We start from the raw sequence: 23,308 nt of genomic DNA, 5'->3' as shown, positions 1-23,308 counted from the left end.
GTAAGGACCTAACTAATAGAAATACTTGAAGAGACATAGACATATGATGGCATGAGGAGGAGATGTATGGCAAAGATGTATAATAGGCAAGCTGCTGTACAGTATGCCAATTTATGGTGGAATAGACGCAATCCAGCTTTTCCTAACTTTGACGTAGACTGTACCAACTATATATCTCAATGTTTATTAGCTGGTGGGGCACCAATGCGAGGGGCACCAAGTAGAGATAAGGGCTGGTGGATTCAACAAGGGAATTGGAGCTTTAGCTGGTCTGTTGCACATTCTTTAAGATGGTATTTAGAAGGTTCAACGACAGGGTTGAAGGGTACACGTGTGCAAACCGCCGAAGAGTTAGAGCTGGGTGATGTTATTTTTTATGATTTTCAAGGAAATGGGAAAATCGATCACTCTGTTATTGTTACTAGTATTCAAAACGGCATTCCTTATGTAAATGCTCATACATCGGATAGTATTAATCGACCGTATTTCTATGAGGACTCCACTGCGTATACGCCGAGCATGACTTACTTTTTCTATCATATAGAGGATAGCTTTGCTTAAGATGAGGTAGTTTTAATGCATATCATTTTATGATAATGTGAAGGTAGAAGAGATAAACTTAAAAGTTGTCTTGTGGTAGAAGGAGAATGGATATATGAGCGAACAATTTTTATCGGTTAGAGATGCAATTATTCAACGTCGTTCCATTAAAAAATTTAATGGTCAGCCTGTAGATCGTGATGATTTATTGGCTATTATCGACGATGCAGTTTGGGCACCCAACCACGGTAACCGTGAGCCTTGGCGTTTAGTTGTAGCCTGTGGTAAGGAATTAGAAAATCTACATCATTTATTACGCGACCTGACGATTCCAAAATGGCAAGAGCTTTTAAGTGAAGACTTGGCGAAGCAGATGTTGAAATTTACGTTACCTGGTGGCTATGCTTTTGTTATCGTACCGGAGGATGCACGTCAAAAAGAACGTTTAGAGGATTATGGAGCAGCGAGTATCTTTATTCAAAATATGCAACTGTTAGCATGGGATAGAGGGATAGGCTCTTGCTGGAAAACACCAGGCTTTTTAGATAATCCTAAGTTCCGCGAAGCTTTAAAGATACAGCCTGGAGAACGTGTTATTGCGATGCTACAAGTCGGTTATTTTGATGAGGTACCAAAAGGGAAAGATCGTAAAAAATCGGCTGAAATAGTGACAGTTTTTGGTGAGTAATCGCCTAAAAAGCAAAGAAAATCCCCTCACTGAAGTAGGTGAGGGGATTTGTTATGGAATAGAAAATTATTTTTGTAATTCCGAAACTTCATATAAATAATCACTTAAAACGCGTAAACCTTTATCGAAGTTTTCTAAATGGAAATGCTCATTAGGTGCATGGAAGTTTTCACTAGATAAACCGAAGCCCATTAATACTACAGGGATTTCTAAAATTTCATCAAATGCAGCGACGATAGGGATAGAACCGCCACCACGTGTGTAAGCAGTAGGTACATGATAAACCTTTTCATAAGAACGTCCAGCTGCCTGAATGAATGGATGATCAAATGGTGTTAAGAATGCAGGGCCTTTATCGAACTCCGAAATGTTAATTTCCACTCCAGCAGGTTTATGCTTTTCAACGTGGGCTTTTAATAGCGCAACGATTTCGTCCGGCTCTTGATTTGGAACGAGACGGCATGTAATTTTAGCGCCTGCTTCAGCAGGTAATACCGTTTTGATGCCTTCTCCCGAGAAACCACCAAAGACCCCATTAACCTCTAATGTTGGACGAGCCCAAGTACGTTCTAGGTAGGTAAATCCATGCTCACCAAATAGTTCTTTTACACCGACCTCTTGTTTTACTGACTCCTCATCAAAATTAAGCGCACGATAAGCTTCACGTTCTTCCTCTGTTAAAGGTAATACATTATCGTAGAAACCTTCCACTTGAATGGTGCCATGCTCGTCACGGAAGGATGCTAATATTTCAGCTAATGCGTGGATGGCATTTTGCACACCTCCACCATAGAGACCTGAGTGTAAATCTCCTTTAGCTCCACGCACGTCAATTTGAATGCCTGCTAAACCACGTAAGCCATAGCATACTGCAGGTTTACCAGGACCATAAAGTCCAGTATCAGAAATTAAAATGAGATCCGACGCTAATTTTTCCTTATATTCCTCAACAAAGGAAGGTAGATGCGGACTACCGATTTCTTCTTCACCTTCATAAATAAATTTAACGTTCACAGGTAAAGTTCCTGTTGTTGCAAATAAAGCTTCAATCATTTTTAAGTGCATAAATACTTGCCCTTTATCATCACTAGCACCACGAGCGAATAATTTATTGTCACGAATGGTAGGATTGAACGGTTCGCTCTCCCATAAATTTAGGGGATCAACAGGTTGTACATCGTAGTGACCATAAAATAATACAGTTGGTTTGCCTTCTGCATGTAACCAATCGGCATAGACAACTGGGTGACCTGCAGTTTGTGTAATTGAGATATTCTCAAGATTTAATTTTTCAAATGCATTAGCAAGCCATTGTGCAGCATGCTGGATATCTTCCTTATGCTCAGATAAAGAACTAATACTTGGAATTTGTAAAAATTCTTTCAATTCGTTTAAATGAGCCTCACGATGTTCAGCAAAATAAGCATCAATTTGCTGTAAATTTGTCATCTAGCATCCCTCTTTCTAATATATTTCGATAATAGAAATAGTATAGCATATCAAAACTAGAAAGTATTAACATGGGTTCATAAATAAATAAGCTCTAATAGGGGGACATCAACCATTTTTATAACAAGGCCAATGGTTGTTTTTGAATGTCTTTAGCTATGTACAATGAAAGACACTGTAGAAAAAATTCTTTACAGTGTCTTTCGATAGTCGTCTATAGGTGAGTGCAATTTTTATCTACTTAAAGAGAGTGTGTATTAAACATTTTTCGATTTACTACTACTGATGTTAGGTGTTGGTGGTGAGTTGTACACGCGGGAATATGGTGGTATTGAATTCATTAGCCAAATGTTACTGCCTAGCACCGAATCGTGACCAATTGTCGTTTCGCCACCTAAAATGGTTGCACCTGCATAAATAACAACATTATCTTCAATATTCGGATGACGTTTAATTCCTTTAATTGGATTACCATTTTCATCAAGAGGGAAGCTTAATGCCCCTAATGTTACACTTTGGTATATTTTAACATTATTGCCGATTATACATGTCTCACCGATTACGACACCTGTGCCGTGATCGATAAAGAAGGATTCACCAATTGTCGCTCCTGGGTGAATATCAATTCCTGTTAAACTATGTGCATACTCAGACATAATACGTGGGACAATTGGTACGCCCACTTCATATAATTCATGTGCAATACGGTGAATGTATACCGCAACAATTGATGGATAACTTAGTAAAATTTCCTCTGTAGAAAGGGCAGCAGGATCTCCGTTGTACGCTGCCTGAATATCTGTTTGCAAGGTTTTACGAATTTTTGGGAATTGTGAAATTAAATCCATCACAATACGATCTGCATCCGCTTGACAAGTACAGTTTTCAAGATTGCTGTTGTACTCCAAATTGTAAATTAAAACTTTTTCGATAATATCACGTAAATCCAATGCCGTTTCACGCAGTTTATTACTACTTACAATATTGACGCGTGTAGTATCGATCGGCGGAGCAGTATGGATACCTGGGAACAGTACTTCATGAAAATTATCTAAGATTTTATAAATTTGATTGCGCCCAACAAAGCCAATTGAATTTTCAATATCAACATACTGCCGGTTAATATCACTTAATGAACTTGTAATTTCTGGGACCTTTTCATTTAGCCAATCATTTAAACTCATTGTAAAACACCCCTCAATTTCATAATAACTGATGTAATAAAAGTACAAAGCATTTCATGTAATAGCAACTCTTTTAGCTTTAAAATATATTAATATTTATATTATAGAAAAAATACCTGCATGTGGAGTTGCAATTAAATAATCTTATATTGTTTTACCATAAAATACGACTGGTTTTAAAGCTTACTGCTTCTTGGTATGATCTAGACCGATTTGCACTGGGAGAATTTTAATCAAATAAAAAGAGTCTGATTCCGGAACAATACCGAATTCAGACCCGTGAATTTTTTATTAGTGAGCAGTATAGCCGCCATCAACAAGGAGTGTTGTACCATTAACAAAGCTTGCATCATCGCTTGCTAAGAATAAAACAGCTTTGGCAATCTCTTCTGGTTTACCAAGTCGACCTTGCGGATGAAGGGAAGCTAAATATTCTTTCTTTTGAGCGTCTACTTCAGCCAATAGAGGTGTGTCGATATAGCCAGGACATACAGCATTTACGCGAATACCTTGTTTTGCATAAGCTGTGCAAAGGTTTTGTGTTAATAGTTTTACACCACCTTTTGCAGATGAATAGGCTGTTGGATTTGGTAAGGCAACAAAACTATGGATAGAGCCAGCATTAACAATGACACCACCCGTTCCTTGCGCAAGGAATTGTTCGATGGCATATTTATCAGAAAGAAATACTCCGGATAAATTAATATCAATGGTTCTTTTCCATTTTTCAAAAGATAACTCGTGAGCGGGTGCATCGTCAGCTACACCTGCATTCGCGTACATAATATCAAGTTTTCCGTATTTATTAATAGTTTCCTTTATCATGTTTTTAATATCTTCTTCGCTTGTTACATCTGTTTTTACGAAGAGCGTATCATAACCATCGTTATTTAATTGTTCAGAGATGTTTTGTCCTCGCTCTGAAAAATCGGCAATGACTACTTGTGCTCCTTCTTGGGCGAAGAGGCGAACTGTTGCCTCACCGATACCGCTAGCGCCACCTGTGACGATTGCTACTTTATCTGCTAATTTCATGTCAATGACCACCTTAATATTTATTTTGCTGTTGCTCCACCATCAATAACAAATTCGGCACCTGTTGAGAAGGAGGATTCATCAGAAGCTAAGAACAGCACTGTTTGAGCCACTTCTTTTACAGAACCTAAACGTCCTAATGGGAATAAGTTTTTTCCTAATTCATCTTTAGAACTTCCAGTTGTTGCAGATGCATAATCGGCCATTCCTGTATCGATATAGCCAGGGTGAATAGAGTTTACGCGTACGCCATATGGGGCATATTCCATTGCTGCATCTTTGGTCATAATACGCACAGCACCTTTACTAGCGCCATATAAAACATGTCCAGCAGCACCTGTTAAGCCTGCAATGGAAGATGCATTAATGACAGAGCCTTTATTTTGTTTAGCCATCAGCGGCATGATATGTTTCATACCAAGGAAAACACCAGTTACATTGATGGACATTAAGCGATTCCAGTCAGAAAGTTCAATTTCCGCAAGTGGTTTAATTATATAAATGCCTGCATTGTTGAAAAGGATATCAACTTTATTAAATGTATGAAGCGCTTCATTTGCAACTTTTTTCCAATCACCTTCATTGCTTACATCATGACGTATAAATAATGCTTCGCCTCCAATTGCTTGGATATCACTAACGGTTTCGTTCCCAGAATGTTCATTTATATCAGTAATGACTATTTTTGCTCCTTCTTTCGCAAATAATAGTGCAGTTTCTTTCCCGATGCCTGTACCTCCACCTGTAATAACGGCTACTTTATTTTCCAATCTCATTTCAAGCACGCACCTTCCATTATTTCTGGTTATATGGTTACCTTAGGATTTAAAAGTATTCGCTTTATTTTAGCGATACCTTCATCTTACTCCTTTCAATTTGAAATACTATCCTATAAGATGCTGTATAATATAGGGAGTGAGTATCCTCCATTTATAGGGGTATTTTTAGTATGAAGGAGAGGAATTTCCTATGACACACTCATTTCAATCCTTTGAAGAAATGACACTTCAGGAATTTGTGTTATTCATCAAAATTCATAATAAACAAATTGAAGAGAATACGAATATTTACCTCAATCTAGAACCTTCTATTGCTGAAGCCGATCGAGAAAGGGTGGCAATGCTACTGGATTCGTTTCTACGTTTAATGACGCATACGAATATCGAAGAGCTTCATGATGATTTTAGAAGTTTTTTTAAGACATGGCTTCAATCGCAGCTATCCATTATCGATACGAGAAGCTTTCTTCTATTCCAATTGATTTTAGAGAAATCATTGATCACTTTTATGATTCAGCAGAAAATTAGTCGAATGAATGCCATACTAATGTATGTATTATCGATTTTTACATTTTTAGTACAGCTTTACTGTGATGCCGAAGTAGATCATAAAAATAGTCGTAGAACTACCCCTGAAAATGAGGAGTTGAGACAGCTGCAATTGCTGGATAAACTTGATAAATTGCTTATCAGTTCCTCTGGTTATCAGGATTTAGCTTATATCTTAAAGAAATGTGAAGAGTATTTTAGTTATAAAAGATGTGTATTTTATGCCTATGTGCCATGGTCCAATCAATTTTACGGGGTTATTGGTGCAGAGCTTCCAAAGGTTCAAAGCATGAAAGGGGAGCTGACCGGTGAAAATACAGTTCTTGGCTCAAGAAAACCTATCTATTTAAAAAACCCCAAAAATTATGTGAAGGAGGAACATATACAATTATTTAATTTATCGTCGATTATATTTATCCCAATTATTCAACAGGATCAATTATTTGGTTGGCTGACATTTGATCAGCTAGGTGAAGAATTTGATTGTACAAAGGATGAGTTATTGTTACTTGAAGAAGTAGGGAAGCGGTTGGGGTTATTTTTATCACGTAAGGGTGAAAAGGTTGAAAAGAATACAGAACTTCACTTAACAGAAAGGGAGTCCATGATTTTAGGTTTGCTTGCAGAGGGATATGATAATAAAAAAATTGGGGGATTACTATTTCTAAGTGAGCATACGGTAAGAGATTATGTAAGTAGTTTAATGACAAAGCTGAAAGCTAAAAATCGAACACAGGTCGTTGCTTCCGCTTTTCGTTTAGGGCTATTAAGTTAGCCAAGGGAAATAAATGTGTAATCCGTAATATATATCTGCTTACTTTACAAGTCATTGTTAAAGTGGCAGATTTTTAATTTTTAGATAATAATTATTATTTAAAATATAGCAATCAAAATAGAGGTTTAATGTTATAGAGCCGTGTTTTACAGGTTGAGTAATATAGTAGTAAAACATTTTTTACGAATATTACAAGCAAAAGCGTTTAAGCTTACACGATTGTAATGAAATTGAAAGCCAATACGATAGAGTGTAATACATTATTTTGCGAGAATGTGTATAGAAGCAAGAACAAGAAGCGGAGGCATACACAATGAATGAAAAATTAGAAGGCGTATACGAGGAATACAATCGTTATATATATCACTTATGTTTAAAACTAACTCGCAATAATGTAGAGGCTGAAGATTTAATGCAAGAAGTTTGGGTAAAGGTCGTGCGCTATGAAGACAGCGTAGCTGAAGTAGAGCATATTAAGGCTTGGCTTACAACTATTACAATGAATACTTTCAGAGATCGCTATCGTAAAAAGGTTCGTCGCAGTAAATATATGATGAACCAACCTGAAACATTAGACGTACCGATATTAGATTTGGTTCCCAATAATGAAATTTCGACAGAAGAAAAGGTTGAAAAGGATATTGTCACAAAACTCGTACAAGATAAAATGGAGCAATTAGATGGCATTTATAGAAAGACTTTATGGTATTTCTACATAGACCAATATTCACTTGCAGAAATTTCTACGATTATGAAAGTTTCCATTGGTACTGTGAAATCTCGTTTATTCCGTGCAAAGGCTCGATTAAAAGAAATGCTTATGTCTGATACGGCCATTGTGGAATCTGTGCTACCAGCATGATTAAAGCTGATTGGTCGCACACCATATGTACTTAGACGGAAGTATTCGGTCGACTAATCTAAAAAAAGATGCATTCGCATATTATTGCGATGCATCTTTTTATGGTTAAGACTTTATTCTGGACGATTGGATTCTACATCCAATAGACATTTTGAAAAAATAGTGCGCAATGTTTGCAGTTCTTCAGCAGTGAGCATTCCAAACATATTGTTGATAATTTCACTCACTTGTTGGCGAGACTCTTTTAAGATGCTCTCGCCCTCAGAAGTAATAACGAGCTGTGATGCTCGTCGATCCGTAGCGTGCTGTGTTTTTTCAATAAAGCCAGCGTTGATAAGCTTCGTTGTTAAAACGGTGACGCCACCTGTCGTTACCTTTAACCGCTCAGCAATAGCAGAAGGGCGTTTCGGGCCCTCCTGCGATAAGTAGTCTAAAATTAAAATATGGGATTTTGAAAAGCCGAGCGCATTATGATTATTCCACTCGTTCGCCCACTTACGCTCAATAGATGAAACAACTTCAAACAACGAGGTAATGGCTTTTTGTTTTTCTTGATCCATAGAAGGTCATCTCCAAAACTGTTTTAACTTTCTTGTGCCAATCTTGTCATCGCATTTAATTCGTAAGCACGTACTTTGCGCGGGATAAAACGGCGGATGTCCATCTCATTGTAACCAACTTGAATACGTTTTTCATCTATTAAAATAGGGCTACGTAACATTCTTGGATGTGCTTGAATAATAGCAAATAGCTCCTGAATAGAAAGTTGGTCGATATCGATATTTAAGTTTTTAAAATCATTCGAATTTGTTGCGATAATTTCATCTGTTCCATCTTCAGTCATGCTTAAAATTTCTTTAAACTCTGCAAGAGTAAGTGGATGAGAAGTGATACGTTTTTCTTTATATTCAATATTGTGATCTTTTAACCATTTAAGTGCTTTTCTGGATGAAGAACAGCTCGCTTGTGAGTAAATTGTAACTGTCATTCTTCATTCCTCGCTTTCTTTTTTAGATTATATTTTATAAATATCTTATTAGTAAGGTAAAATGTTTATATATATCTTACTAGTAAGCTATATATAAATCAATAGCTATTTAAAAAAATATCTATAACACCATGATTTTTTTCAGGTATATTAACATATACGAAGATCATCATAAAAAAGTTTCATTTTCACAGCTTACAATGATGTAAGTTTAGGGAAATTGAATAGGGACTACATGAAGCATAGGCTTGTCCAAGAGGAGAGAAATGACAAGCTAAAAAATATCAGTCCACTGATTATAGTATGTTTAAATGACGAGAAGTATACATAAAAACTTAAAATTATTTGTGGAATTTCGCAAATGAAAAAAAGGGTGGTCCCAAATGATATTTGAGACTACCCTTTTATATTTAGCCTTGTTGTCCAGAAGTAAACCAATCTTGAACATCCCAGACCTTCGTAGCGAGACCATCATAGAAATCAGGTTCGTGACTTACAAGTACAATAGTGCCTTTAAATTCTTTCATCGCACGTTTTAATTCATTTTTTGCATCCACATCTAAATGGTTCGTTGGTTCGTCAAATAGAAGCCAGTTTGCCTCTTCCATCATTAATTTACATAAACGAACTTTCGCTTGCTCTCCACCCGATAATGAATTCAGTGGACGTGTAATGTGATCAGTCTTTAAGCCAGCCTTCGCTAAGGCAGCACGTACTTGTGCTTGCTCCATTGAAGGGAAGGCATTCCAAACATCATCAATTGGTGTGATCTTTTCCGCTTTTACTTCTTGTTCGAAGTAAGAGGGATAAAGGTAATCTCCTCGAATCACTTTGCCATTTAGAGGATTAATTTTACCAAGCATTGTTTTCAATAATGTTGATTTACCTACACCATTCATGCCGACTAAAGCGATCTTCTCTCCTCGTTCAATCGCAAAAGTGAGTGGGGGAAGTAATGGCTTGTCTTTATCATAACCAATCACCAAATTTTCAGCCTCTACAACATAGCGACCTGATGAACGTGCTTCTTTAAAACCGAACTCAGGCTTTACAGCAGTTTCTGGGCGATCAATTCGCTCTAAACGGTCAAGCTGCTTGGCACGAGACTTGGCACGGCCAGTAGTAGAGTATCGCGCTTTATTTTTGGCAATAAAATCCTCTTGCTTCTTGATGAATTCTTGTTGTTTTTCATACGCGTCAATATGCTGACGCTTATTGATTTCAGCAAGCTCTAAGAATTTTTCGTATGTTGCTGTATAACGAGTTAGCTTTGAAAATTCAAGTTGGAAGATGACATCCACTGTCTCGTTCATAAATTCTGTATCATGCGAAATTAATAAGAAGGCATATGGATAGTTCTTTAAATAGTTTTTTAGCCATGTAATATGTTCTTCATCAAGATAGTTTGTAGGCTCGTCTAATAATAGAACTTTTGGTTTTTCTAATAACAGCTTAGCTAGTAAAACCTTTGTACGTTGACCACCAGAAAGAGCAGCCACATCTCGCTCCAAGCCAATAGCATCGAGCCCAAGTCCACGCGCAACTTCTTCAATTTTCATATCGAGTGAATAGAAGTCACCTGCATCTAACGCATCTTGAACTTCAGCCATTTGCTCTAATAGAACTTCTAATTCTTCAGGTGTAGCTTCAGCCATCTTACCTGTAATTTCATTGAGTTCCTCTTCTTTTTTATACAAGGGTAGAAATGCGTCACGCAATACATCGCGCATCGTTCTACCAGCTGTGAGTACTGTATGTTGATCTAAATAACCATAATGTGTACCGGGGAGCCATTCCACTTTTCCCTCATCATGAATTGTTTGACCAGTGATAATGCCCATTAAAGTTGATTTACCTACACCATTTGCCCCAACGAGCCCAATATGATCACCCTCTACTAAACGAAACGATACATCTTTAAAAAGTGTACGATCTCCGAATGAATGACCTAAATTTTCTACTGTTAAAATTGCCATATATGTTCCTCCAACTGTCTTTCAAGTTTACATTTTATAGTTCTGCAAGTTGCTTATTCAGCTCTGCAAGCTTCGATTCCATATTTGCAAGACGTTGCTCTGCCTGTGCTACTTGATCGTTGTGTCCTGTAGACTCAAGTTTTTCAATATCGCCTTGTAAATTGATATAGTCCATTTTTAATTCTTTAATTTGATATTCTAAATCATTTTTGGTTGGCATGATGGTTGCTCCTTTTTTAAGAATATTTGTATAGCGAATGCGTGTAAAAAGCGATGGGGGTTTTATTGATCCCCCACCGCTTAGTCATTAAAATCAATCGGGAACTGAAAAAATTTGAACTTACCTAAGTCCCAACTTTTATAAGATGAGATACTAAAGTGAAAATTTCTTATATATTGTATCATAATCGTCTTTGAAGTAGCACTAAGTAGAAGCGATATTATGACGATCATAAGCAAAGTCTAAAAGTAGTTCTAAGAGTGTTTCATTATTACTAACGAGATTGAGCTGGCGTTGTTTTTTTACGGCACGTTCACTGCGTGCTTCATGTAAAAGAAACTCCATAACAGCATTTTGTATTTGTGATTGTTTCATTTTACGACCTAGCCCTAGATGAATAAAACCGTTCTGTTCTCTTGGGAAAGCATGTAATAGCTCTGCCTCCGATTGTGCAAGCGTAATGCATGGCACACCATAAGAGGCAATTTTGTAAGGCGTATAATTGGCATTGCAAATAATAACATCTGCTTTTGGTAAAAGTTTGAGAAGCGCGTTTTTATCACGAAGGATGGCTGTGTTGCGACGACTTAAAACCATCATTTGCAAGTCGTCTATAGCATGGCGGTAGCTGTCGTCAATCATAACTGTGATTTGTAGTGGAATTTGGAGCTGTGTTAAGTGTCGAAGTGTACGATAGGTTAAATTATGCTCGTCCCCATCTTCAAAAGCTACAACGATATGGGGAGGATTTTCAGGTGTTTTGCTTTCAGGTCTATCACTAAAGTTTTGATAGTCTTCGGGTAGTGCAAAAACAAAGCTCCCGCCAATATAATGAGACGGTAAATAATCTTTTACCTCGTGATAGAGTGCTAGTAGTACACAGTCACAGGCTTGACCACCTTCACCAAAATCATCAAAGTGAATAATTGTTTTGCAGAAAGGTCGTAAATCCTGTACTTGCAAAGCCTCGGAATTGCGGCCATCTCTGACAATTAAATCTGGCTGGATGCCTTTCATTTGCTTAGGAAGCTCATTAAAATGATCAAATAAAACGGGGGTTAGACCTTCATTTATTAAAATTTGAATCCCGTCATTTGAAGGAGTTTTTACAAATATAAAAACCTTCTCATTCGTCAGAAGTTTAGCTAATGTTGAAACCCGTTCAAAAGGATACAGCCCTTTATCAATACAGCTTTCAATAATGAAAACAATCGTTTTTTTCGGTACTATTGCTTGCGTTTCGTTTTGCAAATGTATCCCACCCTTTCTCTGTCTCTTTAAATTATGGCGAAGGAAGAGCAAGTATGTGTAAAATTTAGGATTTGATAAATGATCTTTTTAAATAAATCTTTCAAATAGCTATCTTATAGGTACGATAAATAACTTTTAATCATTAAAAAAGTGGTCGATATATATAGTGAGTTTATTAAGATACATATCAAAGATGGTGATGATGAAAGGTGGGAAGAAGTATGGGTATGCGTGCTGCAATTGTGGTTGGAGCAACTGGATTAGCGGGCTCCTCTCTAGTAGAACAATTATGTGAAAATGATGAATATGTATCCGTGACAGTAATCGCGAGAAGAACACCAACTTTTAAGCATCCCAAGCTAGAAGTGAAAATTCGTGATTTTGATAGGTTAGAGGAACAAGATATAGCATTTGCGCATGAACTATATTGCTGTTTAGGCACAACTATAAAAAAGGCAGGTTCTCGAAAGGCGTTCGAAAAGGTAGATTTTGAATATCCTTTAGCGATTGCTTCATTGGCGAAAAAGCGTGGGATTCCCCATTTTCTGGTCATCACTGCAATGGGGGCTAACGAGAGTTCTCCTTTTTACTACAACCGAGTTAAAGGAAAGCTAGAACATGATTTAATGGAGTTGGGCTTACAGCAGCTTTCTATTATTCGACCTTCACTCTTAGTAGGAGAACGAAATGAATTTCGTTTAGGGGAGAAGGTAGGAGAAAAGGTATTAAAACTAGCCAAGCCTTTGTTAATAGGACCACTAAAGCGATTTAGAGCTATTGAAGCCTCTCAAGTAGCAAAGGCAATGATGATTATTGCGCTACACGGTAAGCAACAACTAGTGACGATTTATCCTTCTCATGAATTAGCAATATCGGCATTTCCTGAAACGGCAGAAGAAGATGTTTCGAGGGAGACATTATTTAATTGGGATAAAGTTAAAAAAGCAGATTCGCTTCATGAAGAGGAAAAGGTTAATCGCGATGTAGTGATTGACCGTGAGAAATATACTATCCACGATAAGGTTGTCGATAAAGAAGTTCATTTTCGACCAGATGATAAAGAGTAACTTTTCTTACTTTCCGCCTAAAGACTGAATTTCTTGCTTTCCTCATTCCTATTCTTTCCGAGCCACTTTTCATTTGTTACAATATTATTGTAGAAGATGAATGTGGAGGCAAAGTGAAGATGAAAATTTTACTCGTTGATGGCACAATGTTTGGTCGAAAAACTGGTGCTATTTTAGAGCAAGTGGAACAATACATTAAAGAATTAGATGCTAGTTTCGATTTAGAAATGATGCATTTTAGTGAATATAAACATCAAATTGTTGATGGCTCACCATTAAATGAAGATATGAAGAAAATGATCCAACAATTTGAGGAGGCGGATGCTTATATTATTGCAACGCCAATTTTCCAAGCATCAATCCCGGGCGTTTTGAAGAATGCATTTGACTTCCTACACCCTAAAACAATGCGCTATAAACCTGTATCTATCGTTGCAAATGGCGGCACATATCAACACCATCTTGTTGTTGAAAATCAATTAAAACCTATTTTAGACTACTTCCGTGCTCTTGTTACACCGAACTATGTGTATACACATACATCCCATTTTGATGCAGATAATCGTATTGTGGATGAGGATGTTCATAGCCGCTTACGTGAATTAGCACGTGTATTTGTTCAATACTGTGAGATGAGCAAGAACTTGCCGAAGGAAACAATCGATCAACATTAATAGTACCCTTGCACGGTGGTAAGAAATCACTGTGCAGGGGATTTTTCTTTGTAAGTATTCTTTTAGTATGTGATAAAATAAAACTTTAGTGACACTGGAAGGAGGGCTGCTCATGCAGGACATCGCTTTACTAGAAAAACAACGCTGTTGTCTTATTTTGACTAATAAGGCAAAGGAAGCGGTAGAGGAATGCTCAGCAAACGAGCATGCCTTTTTTGCGTTACAAAGATCTTTTACGGTCTACATTGAAAAACGCAAAGCAAAAACAGTGGGTGAAATATTTTTATCTATCTATTTTAATGCTGAAGACAATGAAAAATTAAGTGATAGTATTGCCGAGAAAACGGTGATTATGGACTGTGTATTAAAGCTAGAAGGGTTACTAGCTACAAATATTCGTTTTGTGCATATGCGAGGGCCGATTAACACAAATCGCCGTTTAGCAGCAGCACTGCAATTTGTTACAAAGCCTAATAACGGAGCAGGTGTTCCACTGGAGCTTCATACGAAGATCAGACAGCTACCGATTGCGGAAGAACGGACTGAATATGTAAAAAAACGTATTGCTAGCTGGGAAGGTTATTTAAAAATACAAGAGCGCGATGCGACTATTGACGATATTCATAGTGAATTTAAGCAAAGCTATTTCAATGAAGACTTTACACGCTTAACGCTTGTTTGTCCCTACATAAAGAATAAGGAATGGAAGCAATTAGAAGGCTTGAGTGTTAGTATTCAAGGTGTCCGTGGTGAAATAGGACAAGTGTTGAAGACACATGCTGGAAAGCAAACAGTTGAAATTGATTTAAAACCTTTTACACAAGAATTGGCTCGCAAGGATCAGCTTAATCTTCGTTCGAAACAAGCGAGCTTCAGCAACTTTGCAACATTAAGTCAAATTAGAAGATTACGTAATGGCTTTACCAAGTTAGAAAAGGGTGAGGCTGTTAATCCTAATTTAGAGACGATCCTATTTGAAAAACGTCCCTCTGTACGAGCATCGAAGCTTCAAGAAGATATTGAATTTCATAATAATTTAAATGAATATCAAAGAAGAGCGGTTTTAGGCGCTTTATCTGTTGAAGATTTATTTGTCATACAAGGTCCACCTGGTACAGGGAAAACAACTGTCATTTCAGAGATTTGTCAGCAAAATGTGAAAGCTGGTTTAAAAACTCTTGTTGCTTCTCAGTCAAATCTAGCGGTAGATAATGCTTTAGGACGGCTTCTTTCCAATCAAGAAATTCGAATTTTACGCTATGGTAGAACGGAAAGTATTGAGGAAGAGGGAAAAAAATTTATTGAAGAAAATGTAGCTCTGCAGTGGCGTGAGCAAACATTGGCAGCGATTGAAGAGGCAATCTTGATCTTTCCTGAACGTGAGCAGACGTTCAAGGACAATTTGACCAAAGCAAAAGCTGAGCTTGAAAAATTAGAGTTATGGCTTGAGGAATTGACGCAGGAAATAGCCGCTAAAGAGCAAGCTGCTATTGAAGAACCAATTTTACAGCAGGAAATTCAAGCGTTAAAAAAAGACTTAAAAGCTGCCAAAACAGAGCAACAGACATATGAAGCTCAAAAAGAACATTATGAGAAGCAGCTCGCACAAATAGAGCCCATTATACAGCAGCTTGAACAGACACTTGCTGATCATCCTTCAATTGAAAATCTTCAGCTTTCCATTCAAGAGGCTTCACAAAAGGTGGAGCAATTAGAGGCAGCTGCTCAATATAAAGAATTGCTGGAGCAAAAACAACAATTAACAGTTCAATTCCAGGATGTACAAGAAAAATATGAAACAGAAAATAATCGACTCATCATTATGAAGGAAGCGCAAAAGTATGTCCATACATTGACGTCCTATGAGCGTATCCAACGATATTTACAGCATTATCAAATTCGTCCTTCTCATGTCCTTTCACAGCAAATGAATCGAATACAACATTTAGAGGATGCAAAAGATTTAGAGGCATGGTCTACCATTAATAGTCGTCTCCAAAAAGCCATTGCAAAGCTAGAGGCGTTAGTGACGGATGAGGTAAAGGAGAAAGCGCAAGCAAAAAGTAGATTACAGCCTGTGCAATCCTTTTCTTTACAAAATCTTACGGGTGTATTTGCTCAATTAAACAAGGCATTTCAAGATGATCAAACGCCTGCCATTCATGAAATTGAAAGCTATTTGCTGGGGCTCTATATGCGTCGTGATTTTGTATGGCAAAAAGGAATGGCACTTAAGCAGCAACAAGACCATAAAGACGAAGAATACGAGTCATTCCGAAAAAATCTTGTTAGTTTACTGCATCAAGAGTGTGCCATTACAAGCTTTGATGTACAAAGCATTCAGCGGCAATTGCAGCCATTTATACAGCATACAGAGCGATTACAACAGCTAGCAAGCAACTTCCTATTAGAAGAAGTACCAGAGGAATCCGTAGAATATTTAAAAATTCTTATGGGACAATTACGAGAATCTCTTCAGGAAGCCAATCAGCAACTAGAACGAGTTGAAAAGGCTAGCGTTCAATTAGTACCAAAACAAGCTTCACTTCAAACCGTACAAGCTAGCTTGGAGGAAGTAGACCTACTGCTATCACAAATGGAAGAGCGGTTAAAGGAGATCAATGTCGCGGGATTGAAAAAGGAAAAGCAATTGGCCACATACACAAAGCTATTACAGTCGACGCCAGAGCGAACAGCAGAAGAGGTTAGAGAAGCTATTCAAACTTCAAAGAAAGCTATTGAAGATTTACAGCGTCAGGAAAAACAACTACCACTTCGAAAAAAATTGCAAGAGCAATGGCGAGAGAAACTTCAAAACGCTACTGAATATGATTTAGATGAAATTAGAAAATTGTACGTACGACATGCAAATGTTATTGGTACCACATGTGTAGCTTCGGCGAGTAAAGAGTTTATGGAAAATTACCCAACCTTTGATGTTGTTATTATTGATGAAGTTTCAAAGGCAACACCGCCAGAATTACTATTACCAATGCTGAAAGGGAAAAAGGTTATTTTGGTAGGGGATCATCACCAGCTACCACCCCTACTTGGTGACGATACATTGGAGGAAACATTGAAGGCGATGCTAGAAGAAAATCCGAATTTTGAAGGCGCACAGGAATTAAAAAATTTACTACGTGAATCATTATTTGAGCGCCTATTCAATAATTTGCCTCAAACCCATAAGCAAATGTTGGCTCTTCAATACCGCATGCATGAAAAAATTATGCAAAGTATTACCCCGTTTTACGCGCAAGAAGAAAATGGGTTGCAATGTGGCTTGCCAGACTCAGATTCGGCGAGAGATCATGGCTTAGAGGGACAATTTGTCAAACGTGATGACCATTTATTATGGATTGATATTCCAACCGAAAAACCTTATTTAGAGGAACAGGTTAAGGGAGGAACAAGTCGTTATAATGAAGGGGAATTACAAACAATTCGTCGTATTTTGCTAGATCTAAATGATGCAGTGAAGGTAGCAAAAGAAGCAGGGCGTATGCCACAGGATGCCTTGAAAAGCGTTGGAGTCATTAGCTTCTACGGCGAGCAAGTGAAGAAAATAAATCGTCTCCTACAGCAGGAGCTACAGTTGCCGCATTTACAATTTAGAACGGGGACAGTTGATAAATTCCAAGGTATGGAGATGGACGTAATTCTCGTCAGTATGGTTCGTAATACACCAAAAGGTGGAGATATTGGCTTTGCAAGAGATTATCGTCGCTTAAATGTCGCTCTATCCCGTGCTCGGGAGTTACTACTACTTGTAGGAAGTGCAGACATGTTTGCGAAACGTGCAAAACATCAAGATACAAGAGATATGTATACCCAGTTATTAAATACTGTAAAATCCTACGAAGGCTTGCGTAATCATGAAGGATTGGTGATGTAGAGTGTTAAAATTACAGCAACGATTAATGCGTGAGCTGCAACAAAATCGCAATATTAAAATTGTCAAAACTGCTGAATGGTGTATTCCAATTCGTACAGTGGATGTAACGTTCGAGCCAGTTCGCCGTTCTACGATGGATGTCTTAATGACAATGCTGCTACTGAGCATTCAAGAGGCGGATTTTGGAAATGTGGAAGAATTGAGCGAATTATTGCTTGTAGATCCATTATTTATCGAAGACCTGACGTCTTTAATGATTCGCGTAGGTCTTATGAAAAGTGAGGAAGGCTTCTTTAAGCTAACAGAAAAAGGGCAGCAACAGCTTGCACAAGGTATCTTTGAAGAGGAGCTTGAGGTAGAGGCATCCACTCTTTACTTTAGTCCTTGTCATCAATCATTTTTGACTAGTGATGTAAATAATGATGAATACGATGAGTTACCAGAGCTTTATCGGTATGTAGATAAAGAAGCTGAACAACAGGAGCGATTTGATGAATCACTCATTATAGCTGCCTTACAAGAAGTGGAAAAAGAAGACACCACAGGCAACTCACAAAGAATGATCGCAAGTGTTGTTGAAGTAGAAGCCCAACAAATTAATGATAGTCCATGCTTAGAATTTATCCTTTACGATAAGGAACAAGATATACTATTTGTTCGTGTGTGGAATATGTTATTAAATCAATGGGACCACCGTCTAGAACAACAACTTACTGATAAAGAACAATTGATGTGGCGTGAGCAATATTTATAGAACGAAAAAACGAGCGTGGATAGCGTTCGTTTTTTTTATTTACCATGTCAGCTCTAAAAGTGAGGTGATATCGAAAAATTGTTTTGAAAAATGAATGAACTAGCATAGTATATTACTACATGATAAGGAGGGGACAGATGGTATCGATTAGTTTATGTATGATTGTTAAAAATGCACAATGTACGATTGAAAGATGCTTAGATTCAGTTCGGCATATAGTGGATGAGATGAATATTATTGATACAGGCTCAACTGATCGTACAAAAGATATTGTCCAAAATTATACCTCTCGTATTTTTGATTTTCCATGGTGTGATCATTTTGCAAATGCACGCAATTTTTCCTTTCAGCAGGCAACAAAAGAATATATATTATGGCTAGACGCAGACGATATTATGACAAAGGAAAACCAACATAAATTATTACTACTAAAGCAATCCTTGTATCCAACGGTTGATACCGTCACTATGGATCATTACCTAGTACTAGATGACGATGGGATAGTGGAGTGCAGTGAGCGAAAGTATCGTCTAGTAAAAAGAGGCAATCACTTTCAATGGCAGGGCGCTGTCCATGAATATTTAAAGGTATCTGGTCAGCACCTTCACAGTGATATAGCTGTCACACATTTACCGTTAACAAAGGATATTCATCGCAACTTATGTATCTATGAAGGTTTAATTCAAAAGGGGCATACTCTTTCAGCAAGGGATTCATTTCATTATGCAAATGAATTAAAGTTGCATAAACGATATTTAGAAGCCATAAATCAATATAATACATTTCTAGATAGCGAATTAGGCGCTACAGATGATCACATTGAAGCATGTTTGCATATAGGGGAATGCTATCGATTGTTACAGGATGATCATCACGCTCAACAAGCTATTTTACAATCTTTTTTGTATGATCGACCAAAGCCAGAAGCATGTTGCAGAATGGGCCAATTTTTTATGGAGAAAACGAAACATAAAGAGGCTATCTATTGGTACTCCCAAGCTTTGCAACAAGCTTCCGTCGATTCAATGACTATTCAAAAACGAGCTTACTCAACATGGCTACCTCATTTACAACTAAGTCTGTTATATAGGGAGTTACGGTTATACGAAAATGCCTATCAACATAACCTAGAGGCACGAAAATGGAAACCGAATCATTCGGAAATCAAAGAAAATGAAAAATATCTACTCAGTCGCTTAAAGATATAAATCTCTATTAAGGGAATGGTACATCAATAAACAAAACATAAATAGCTTGACCAATTAACACAGATACACCAACAACAATCGTCATAAAAATCACATTACGAGGCCTAAAATTTTTTGCTTCCATAAAAACCTCCTTTTATATATAGAATATTCAGTTAATTCAAGATATGTTTAGTGGATTTGAGTATGCATAATAAAAGAGCAAATTCACATTTGGTGTGAATTTGCTCTTTATCGTTAATCTAACTTTAAACCTTTTAAGGCTTCCGCAGGTGCGTTGTTTACAGATTCCTCATTATTTTGCTGCTTTAAGTATTTTTGTACGGAACGTTTATCAACCTTGCCTCCACCTTCTTTTTTTCGTCTTGCTTCAAAGGCAGAAAGTTTTTCACGATAGCCACATTTACATATAAAGATTGGACCATCGCCTTCGCCGCGAAGCTCTCATAATCGTTGTATAGCATCTAAAAGAGAACTCCTGTTAATTTCCAGTTGATTTTCTGTTTTGCTTAAAAGAAGTTTAAGTATAAAGCATGTGCTATATTAAACATGAGGAAGTACGAAAGGATGTTATATATGGCTAAAAGTTTAGTGTTAGCAGAAAAACCTTCAGTTGCACGTGATATAGCAAACGTGCTGAAGTGTCATAAAAAAGGAAATGGTTATATTGAAGGAGATAAATATATTGTTACATGGGCTTTAGGCCACTTAGTCACTTTAGCCGACCCAGAGAGCTATGATGAAAAATATAAAAAGTGGAACTTAGAAGATTTACCAATGCTACCAGAGCGTCTGAAATTAACAACAATTAAACAAACAAGTAAGCAATATAATGCAGTTAAATCTCAACTTACACGTAATGATGTGAATGAAATTATCATCGCAACAGATGCCGGACGTGAAGGGGAATTAGTGGCTCGTTGGATTATTGATCGTGCGAAAGTGAATAAACCAATCAAGCGTCTATGGATTTCATCTGTTACTGATAAGGCAATTAAAGATGGTTTTGCAAACTTAAAACCTGGAAAGAACTACGACAATCTATATCAAGCTGCAGTAGCTCGTAGTGAAGCAGACTGGTATTTGGGATTGAACTCAAGTAGAGCGCTATCTACTAAATTTAATGCTCAGTTAAATACAGGGCGAGTTCAGACTCCTGTAGTAGCAATGGTTGCTACTCGTGAAGATGAAATCAAGAACTTCAAGGCACAAACGTTTTATGGAATTGAGGCACAAACAAAAGAATTAAAATTAACATGGCAAGATGCGAATGGTAATTCACGCAGCTTTAGTAAAGAAAAAGTAGATGCTGTTGTTAATTCATTAGATAAACAAGATGCAAAAGTAATCGAAATTGAACGTAAGCCGAAAAAATCTTTCTCTCCAGGGTTATATGATTTAACGGAGCTACAGCGTGATGCAAACAAAATATTTGGATACTCAGCTAAAGAAACATTAAATATCATGCAAAAACTATATGAGTCTCATAAAGTGCTTACTTATCCTCGTACTGATTCGCGATATGTATCTTCAGACATCGTTAGCACCCTTCCAGAACGATTAAAAGCATGCGGTATAGGAGAATATCGAACGTTAGCAAACAAAGTGCTTTCAAAACCAATTAAAGCGAATAAATCATTTGTGGATGACAGCAAGGTATCTGATCACCATGCAATTATTCCTACAGAAGAATACGTAAACTTTGCAAACTTTACCGATAAAGAACGTAAAATTTATGATTTAGTTGTAAAACGTTTCTTAGCGGTGCTTTTCCCAGCTTATGAATATGAACAGTTAACAGTGCAAGCTCATATTGGTAACGAAAAATTCATTGCTCGTGGTAAAACAGTAATTTCTGCCGGATGGAAAGAAGTTTACTCAAATCGCTTTGATGATGAGGAATCAAACGAAGATGTGAAGGAACAATTATTGCCTCGTCTCGAAAAAGGCCAAGTATTAAAAGTAAATTTAATTACTCAAACATCAGGTCAAACGAAGCCTCCAGCACGTTTCACTGAGGCTACACTTTTATCGGCAATGGAAAATCCTACAAAGTATATGAACACGCAAAATAAGCAGCTTGCTGATACGTTAAAATCGACAGGTGGATTAGGAACGGTGGCAACACGAGCCGATATTATTGATAAGTTATTCAATTCATTCCTAATTGAAAAGCGTGGTAAGGATATTCATATCACTTCTAAAGGTCGTCAGTTACTTGATTTAGTTCCTAATGAGTTAAAATCTCCTGAAACAACAGCCGAATGGGAGCAAAAGTTAGAATTAATCGCTAAAGGTAAACTGAAAAAAGAAACCTTCATTAATGAAATGAAGCAACATACAAAAGAAATTGTAGCTGATATTAAAAATAGCGATAAGAGATTTAAGCATGATAATATTTCAACAAAAACTTGCCCTGAATGCGGTAAGCCAATGCTTGAAGTGAATGGGAAAAAAGGTAAAATCCTTGTTTGTCAAGATCGTGAATGTGGTCACCGTAAGAATGTGTCGCGTGTGACGAATGCACGTTGTCCTCAGTGTAAGAAAAAGCTTGAATTACGTGGCGAAGGTGATGGTCAAATCTTCGTATGTAAGTGTGGCTATCGTGAGAAGTTATCTGCTTTTGAAGCTCGCCGTAAAAAAGAAGGTGGAGGTAAAGTGGATAAACGTAGTGTACAAAAGTACATGAAACAGCAAGAGAAAGAAGCAGAGCCTTTGAATAATGCTTTTGCAGATTTATTAAAAGGCTTTAATGTAGAAAAATAAATATTAATTTAAAAGAAACCCGAACGTTCAAAAGACGTGTCTGGTTTCTTTTAATATTATTTAAGTCCGGGTTTGGGATTATGATTCAATGACTTTAGCGATTTTAAATAAGGTATTTTTCAGTTTTAAATAAGCTAAACGTACTTCTGGTATTTTCCTAGTAGTGACACTTTTATCATGCTCTCATCAAAATTTGAATTACTTCAATGAGTGCGCCATTGTTTCATAGATGTGTAGCGTACCTGTGTTTTTATTGATGGGGCTGCAAATTTCCCATAATTCCAGCGCGACTGGAAGATATATCTCATTTGCAAAATACTCATACGATGTGGATGTCTTTCAGTAACAAAAGTTGCCGATTCTCTAACTTGAGGATGTATCTTTAAAACTAAATACAACAGTGGACATTAAAGTACACCGCTCATTCTTTTCACCTTTACACCGCCTAACGAAATAGGAGCAGCGATTCGTAGTGTTAAACATTTGAAGGAAAGTGCTGACAGATAAAATGTTATTATGTTATATTATATATTCTGTCACTTCGACAACGAAAAAAATATATTAAAATAGTTGTTGACTATTGTATTACATTCTGATAATATTAATTCTTGTCGCAGGACGATAAATAAAAATGAACCTTGAAAACTG

19 protein-coding genes and 1 pseudogene are annotated in these 23,308 nt (G+C 37.1%); 10 read left to right on the top strand and 10 right to left on the bottom strand.

What is annotated here, in order from left to right:
* Positions 1–66 precede the first annotated feature (66 nt).
* A complete protein-coding gene (locus PI85_RS05320; RefSeq protein WP_036122761.1) occupies positions 67–561 on the top strand; it encodes an amidase domain-containing protein in 495 nt (164 codons plus the stop codon).
* Between the two features lie 94 nt (positions 562–655).
* Positions 656–1,228, top strand: coding sequence for a nitroreductase (locus PI85_RS05315; protein WP_036122764.1), 573 nt, complete (start codon positions 656–658; stop codon positions 1,226–1,228).
* Between the two features lie 66 nt (positions 1,229–1,294).
* Here PI85_RS05315 and PI85_RS05310 read toward each other — a convergent pair whose 3' ends face one another.
* From PI85_RS05310 to PI85_RS05295, 4 genes are all read right to left on the bottom strand, one after another.
* The gene (locus PI85_RS05310; protein ID WP_036122767.1) at positions 1,295–2,677 is read right to left on the bottom strand and encodes a dipeptidase; all 1,383 of its coding nucleotides are present in this window, start codon (positions 2,675–2,677) and stop codon (positions 1,295–1,297) included.
* A gap of 257 nt (positions 2,678–2,934) precedes the next feature.
* Positions 2,935–3,861 carry a serine O-acetyltransferase EpsC gene (gene epsC, locus PI85_RS05305; protein WP_025115502.1) on the bottom strand — a complete coding sequence of 309 codons (927 nt, stop codon included), beginning with the start codon at positions 3,859–3,861 and terminating at the stop codon, positions 2,935–2,937.
* A 291-nt stretch (positions 3,862–4,152) separates the two neighbouring features.
* Positions 4,153–4,896 carry an SDR family NAD(P)-dependent oxidoreductase gene (locus PI85_RS05300; RefSeq protein WP_036122770.1) on the bottom strand — a complete coding sequence of 248 codons (744 nt, stop codon included), beginning with the start codon at positions 4,894–4,896 and terminating at the stop codon, positions 4,153–4,155.
* A 20-nt stretch (positions 4,897–4,916) separates the two neighbouring features.
* Positions 4,917–5,672: an SDR family NAD(P)-dependent oxidoreductase gene (locus tag PI85_RS05295; protein WP_036122772.1), complete on the bottom strand. Its 756-nt coding sequence runs from the start codon at positions 5,670–5,672 to the stop codon at positions 4,917–4,919.
* A 193-nt stretch (positions 5,673–5,865) separates the two neighbouring features.
* Here PI85_RS05295 and PI85_RS05290 point away from each other — a divergent pair, with 193 nt between their 5' ends.
* Positions 5,866–6,999: a LuxR C-terminal-related transcriptional regulator gene (locus tag PI85_RS05290; protein WP_036122773.1), complete on the top strand. Its 1,134-nt coding sequence runs from the start codon at positions 5,866–5,868 to the stop codon at positions 6,997–6,999.
* Positions 7,000–7,312: 313 nt separating this feature from the next.
* Positions 7,313–7,861: an RNA polymerase sigma factor gene (locus PI85_RS05285; protein ID WP_008176154.1), complete on the top strand. Its 549-nt coding sequence runs from the start codon at positions 7,313–7,315 to the stop codon at positions 7,859–7,861.
* A 113-nt stretch (positions 7,862–7,974) separates the two neighbouring features.
* On the opposite strand, the gene PI85_RS05280 is transcribed toward PI85_RS05285, so the two are convergent.
* The 5 genes from PI85_RS05280 to PI85_RS05260 all read right to left on the bottom strand — a co-directional run bounded on the left by PI85_RS05280 (position 7,975) and on the right by PI85_RS05260 (position 12,296).
* Positions 7,975–8,421 carry a MarR family winged helix-turn-helix transcriptional regulator gene (locus PI85_RS05280; RefSeq protein WP_008176151.1) on the bottom strand — a complete coding sequence of 149 codons (447 nt, stop codon included), beginning with the start codon at positions 8,419–8,421 and terminating at the stop codon, positions 7,975–7,977.
* A gap of 23 nt (positions 8,422–8,444) precedes the next feature.
* Positions 8,445–8,849, bottom strand: coding sequence for a transcriptional regulator Spx (gene spx, locus PI85_RS05275; RefSeq protein WP_008176149.1), 405 nt, complete (start codon positions 8,847–8,849; stop codon positions 8,445–8,447).
* A gap of 410 nt (positions 8,850–9,259) precedes the next feature.
* Positions 9,260–10,825 (bottom strand): ABC-F family ATP-binding cassette domain-containing protein, encoded by a 1,566-nt coding sequence (locus PI85_RS05270; protein ID WP_036122779.1) that lies wholly within the window; start codon positions 10,823–10,825, stop codon positions 9,260–9,262.
* A gap of 34 nt (positions 10,826–10,859) precedes the next feature.
* Entirely contained in the window at positions 10,860–11,045 is a 186-nt protein-coding gene (locus tag PI85_RS05265) for an SE1832 family protein (protein WP_008176146.1), read from the bottom strand.
* 204 nt (positions 11,046–11,249) lie between these two features.
* The gene (locus PI85_RS05260) at positions 11,250–12,296 is read right to left on the bottom strand and encodes a PseG/SpsG family protein (protein ID WP_036122783.1); all 1,047 of its coding nucleotides are present in this window, start codon (positions 12,294–12,296) and stop codon (positions 11,250–11,252) included.
* A 221-nt stretch (positions 12,297–12,517) separates the two neighbouring features.
* On the opposite strand from PI85_RS05260, the gene PI85_RS05255 reads away from it, so the two are divergent.
* The 5 genes from PI85_RS05255 (at position 12,518) to PI85_RS05235 (ending at position 19,894) form a co-directional block, all read left to right on the top strand.
* On the top strand, positions 12,518–13,363 hold the full coding sequence (locus PI85_RS05255) for an oxidoreductase (protein WP_036122786.1): 846 nt from the start codon (positions 12,518–12,520) through the stop codon (positions 13,361–13,363).
* 119 nt (positions 13,364–13,482) lie between these two features.
* Positions 13,483–14,037, top strand: a complete 555-nt coding sequence (locus PI85_RS05250) for an NADPH-dependent FMN reductase (protein WP_036122789.1) — start codon at positions 13,483–13,485, stop codon at positions 14,035–14,037.
* 112 nt (positions 14,038–14,149) lie between these two features.
* Positions 14,150–17,932 (top strand): ATP-binding protein, encoded by a 3,783-nt coding sequence (locus tag PI85_RS05245; RefSeq protein ID WP_036122791.1) that lies wholly within the window; start codon positions 14,150–14,152, stop codon positions 17,930–17,932.
* A gap of 1 nt (position 17,933) precedes the next feature.
* On the top strand, positions 17,934–18,686 hold the full coding sequence (locus PI85_RS05240) for a hypothetical protein (RefSeq protein ID WP_036122794.1): 753 nt from the start codon (positions 17,934–17,936) through the stop codon (positions 18,684–18,686).
* A gap of 137 nt (positions 18,687–18,823) precedes the next feature.
* Positions 18,824–19,894 carry a glycosyltransferase family 2 protein gene (locus PI85_RS05235; RefSeq protein WP_036122797.1) on the top strand — a complete coding sequence of 357 codons (1,071 nt, stop codon included), beginning with the start codon at positions 18,824–18,826 and terminating at the stop codon, positions 19,892–19,894.
* Positions 19,895–20,131: 237 nt separating this feature from the next.
* Here PI85_RS05235 and PI85_RS24825 read toward each other — a convergent pair.
* A pseudogene (locus tag PI85_RS24825) lies at positions 20,132–20,338 on the bottom strand (hypothetical protein); the annotation flags it as partial.
* Between the two features lie 132 nt (positions 20,339–20,470).
* Here PI85_RS24825 and PI85_RS05230 point away from each other — a divergent pair.
* Positions 20,471–22,660 (top strand): DNA topoisomerase III, encoded by a 2,190-nt coding sequence (locus PI85_RS05230; protein ID WP_036127568.1) that lies wholly within the window; start codon positions 20,471–20,473, stop codon positions 22,658–22,660.
* Positions 22,661–23,308: the final 648 nt, after the last annotated feature.

It is taken from the genome of Lysinibacillus sp. A1 (assembly GCF_000801965.1).
GTDB lineage: Bacteria > Bacillota > Bacilli > Bacillales_A > Planococcaceae > Lysinibacillus > Lysinibacillus fusiformis.
The sequence above is the reverse complement of the archived record's forward strand: the minus strand, read 5'-3'. Positions and strand labels throughout refer to the sequence as shown.